The sequence below is a fragment of the Paenibacillus sp. Y951 genome (assembly GCF_056786395.1).
In genome coordinates this window covers 1-3,476 of the sequence record NZ_JBXCIY010000048.1, presented here as the reverse complement: position 1 = coordinate 3,476, position 3,476 = coordinate 1, and the positions used below count along the sequence as shown (strand labels likewise).

At 44.7% G+C, this 3,476-nt stretch carries 2 protein-coding genes; one reads left to right on the top strand and one right to left on the bottom strand.

What is annotated here, in order from left to right:
- Window positions 1–907 precede the first annotated feature (907 nt).
- Window positions 908–2,179: an IS110 family RNA-guided transposase gene (locus AC1TPB_RS24605; protein WP_482078908.1), complete on the bottom strand. Its 1,272-nt coding sequence runs from the start codon at window positions 2,177–2,179 to the stop codon at window positions 908–910.
- Between the two features lie 323 nt (window positions 2,180–2,502).
- Between AC1TPB_RS24605 and AC1TPB_RS24600 the strand changes: the two genes are divergently transcribed.
- A complete protein-coding gene (locus tag AC1TPB_RS24600; RefSeq protein ID WP_482078907.1) occupies window positions 2,503–3,144 on the top strand; it encodes a hypothetical protein in 642 nt (213 codons plus the stop codon).
- Window positions 3,145–3,476: the final 332 nt, after the last annotated feature.

Below are 3,476 nucleotides of genomic sequence, written 5' to 3'. Positions count from 1 at the left end.
TCCGTTTGAACATCCAACGTCATGTACATACTCATCTCTCCCTTGAGACAAGTATGTAGCATGTCGTCAAAACTGTACATCTTTATTCAAGCAATTCTGTACATATTTAGACTAGCATTTATACACCTCACGTAGGTGCGTGGATTGAACTTGATCCGAGAGGTTGCATACATGGAAGCAATTCGGTCGCACCTCACGTAGGTGCGTGGATTGAACTGAATGGTTTGAAACGGATAGGCAACGTTTCGAAGTCGCACCTCACGTAGGTGCGTGGATTGAACTTATAAATGGTGCTTTCAGAATGGGAATGACGCTAGGTCGTACCTCACGTAGGTACGTGGATTGAACTTATCAGCGAAGGACAGCAGGAGAGTCGCTGGTACGTCGTACCTCACGTAGGTACGTGGATTGAACTCTGATAGATAGTGTTGTCGTACTGCGACATATTGTTTTCTATCTATTACCTCTCCAATATGTTAAAGTCACCCAAAATGTGTAGTATTCTTATGTGTTGTTTTTGCTCATTGAACTCCCTCGGTACGATGTAGTTTTCTCACGAATGCTCGCTTATTCGCAGGATTTCACCTATAGATAAATCATAGCTCGGATTAAATGGAACGGGTTCCGTCAAAATTGGTAACCGATGGGCATGCGGGAACAGAAGGGGCGAGCTTTCGCTCCTTTTTTTGTTGATCTGCTGCACGCTGCTCCACGTACCTCCGGAGGCTTTCACTCCCATTTCTCGACGGGGCTATGCCCTTTCATTCCTTCGTTACGCCTATCCAGAGGGTGGAGGCCGGTAATCCTAACGGTACGGGTCTATGCCCTTTTGTTGAATGCAATCCGGTACTCCGTGCAATCTTAAAATCCTGCGAATAAGCCAGTTTTTGTGCTGTGCGTGTAATGATTAAGACACCTGTTTCATAGGAAGAGCTCGATCCGGTTCGTAAGCTTCACCACTACGAGCTAGGGCAACCAGAATGCGGGCCAGTTTACCACAGAGCTTCATCACTGAACGCATGGGCTTCATACTTTTTGTCTTTACATTCAGTTCGTGCTGTCGTTTGAATGTTTCATCGTTCATAATGAGAGCCATAGTTGCCATGAACAGGGCATGCCGAAGCCTTGGTCGGCCACGTTTACTAATGGACATCTGGCCTTTCCACTTGCCTGAGCTTGCTTCAGCTAGGTTGAGACCGGCATGACGCAACAACGCATTGCCATGTGCATAACCACTGAGATCGCCAGCTTCACCTAGAATGCCGGCAACAGACAAGATGCTCATCCCCTTCATTGCGAGCAGAGGCTTAGCCAGTGGAATACGGGCTAGGACAGTCGCCACTTCTTCCTCAATGACCTGTAGCTGCTCCATAGCGAGATCATATTCTGCCAACAGCTGTTGTATATGAAGTTTATAGGCTTTTTGGGCATGCTTTGCACCGACCGAGCGAGCTGCCAATGCTAGTAACTCACCAGCTCTGCGTTCACCGCTATGCCGTTTCATGACTGTTTTCCAGCCTTCGATTACCTGGTGAACAGTGAGTTTATTAAGATCAGCAGGCGTTGGAAAGAGACGCAATGTAGCGAGTGACCCAGAGCCAATGAGGTGCTTGTATACCTGCCTTAGCTCCGGAAATACAATGTCGACCCAGCGATGAATCTGATTCTTGACACTGACAAGTCGATGGACGATTGTCTCCCGGTTGGCCATAAGCACTCGTAGTTCTATGAACACTTTACTAGTTTCTTTAATGACAGTGTAGTAGCCGTTTTTCACCATGTCGGCGATAACCAAGGCATCCTTAATGTCGCTTTTAGAGGGAGTATTGTCTCGGTTTTCCTTATTCTTTTTGACGAGATGGGGGTTTACTAGCACTGTCTCGTGGTTTCGGTCCTTGAGCCAGGCAGCGAGGCTGAGCCAGTAATGGCCAGTTGGTTCCATACCGATGATGGTGTCGTTTAAATAATGTGATTTTTGGATATCTTTCATCCACCGCAGCAATTGACTATAACCGACTTCGTCGTTAGAGAAGTGAAGCGGAGTACCGAGTGAGATACCACGGAAATTGACAGCACGAGCAACATGAGATTGCTGAGCGATGTCGATTCCGACGACAAGGTGCTGGATAGAAATGCGTTCTAGTAGTTGATTTTGTTTGGCTTGGGCTTTAAAATTCAAGATAGAGCGACCTCCTTAAGATGGCTAAAGGGCTATGACCCGTGACTACCCTATCGTAACGGAGTCGCTCGTTTTATTGCAAAGTGTAAATTTAACGCTCTACAGGAATCCTAACGGAGAACGTTAGTTCAATTAAGGACTATATACAACGATGAAGGAGCTGCCACGGCAGCTCCTTTTACATATTCATAAAATAAGACATTTGGTACATATGTACTGCTGAGCGTTAAGCTAACTGGCAGTATACTTTAAAAATGTGTTCTAACTATAGCTTGGTTAATGGTAAAATTAAACAATATAAAAGAAAGGGGGAGTAAATTACTTTGCTGAAGCTAAAGTTCATCGGTTCGATACTTATTATTGCTGTAATACTGTGTGCATGCTCAAAGAATGTATCTAATCAATCGGAAACAGAAATAACAAAACAAGTTGAAGGAACTTCTTTGCACGTGGAGCCAATCGATTTATTTGCCGGAGAAGCACGGAAGTTCCAGCCTTTTCTTGGCACGATGTCGGGTGCAGTGAAATTGAAGTATGGCGGAAACAAAAATAATATTACTGCTACAATTGAACTTTGGGAAAATGGGACGAAAACGAAGACATACAGTTCAATTAGCACCGCAATGCAGGATTCACAAGAGAAGACAAAGGACTATGAAGGCGAATTTATTGCATCGATTAAGACAGTTTCAATTGAAGGTAGTAAACCGCTGTATGAGATCACATCAGCTTTTGTGAATAAAAATGGTACGTCATCAACTGTTACATACATCGATCGCGATAGTAGACTTAATGGACGCAATACGATCCAACTAAATCAAACCCTGGATGTCGCAGAAAATGAAGCGGTTTCCGTATGGGGGATGCAGGCTACAGACAAGAATGAGTGGGAAACCGTCGATTTTACCCCTGAGCGTTTAAAAACCGCAAGATGGGCTTTGATATTTAAGTTATCTGTAAACTGACGAATTATGGGGTATTACGCTCCCTCGAAATGATTCAGTTTTCTCACTCAGACTCATGAATTCGCAGGATTTCACCTTATGACAAATGTGAAAGAAAAATACATGAAGGAGCCGATGGCTGTGGGAGAATGAAAAGGGCATGCAGGAACAAAAGCGATGTATTAATCACTTATATTATTCCATATTATGCACGTCTCCACGTAACCCTAGCGATTCTCGCTCCCATGTCTCAACGGGTCTAAGCCCTTTCATTCCTTCGTCACATCTAACTAAGGGGTGGAGGTCGGTCTTTCTAACGGAACGGGTCCGAGCCCTTTTGCGTAACGTCTCCC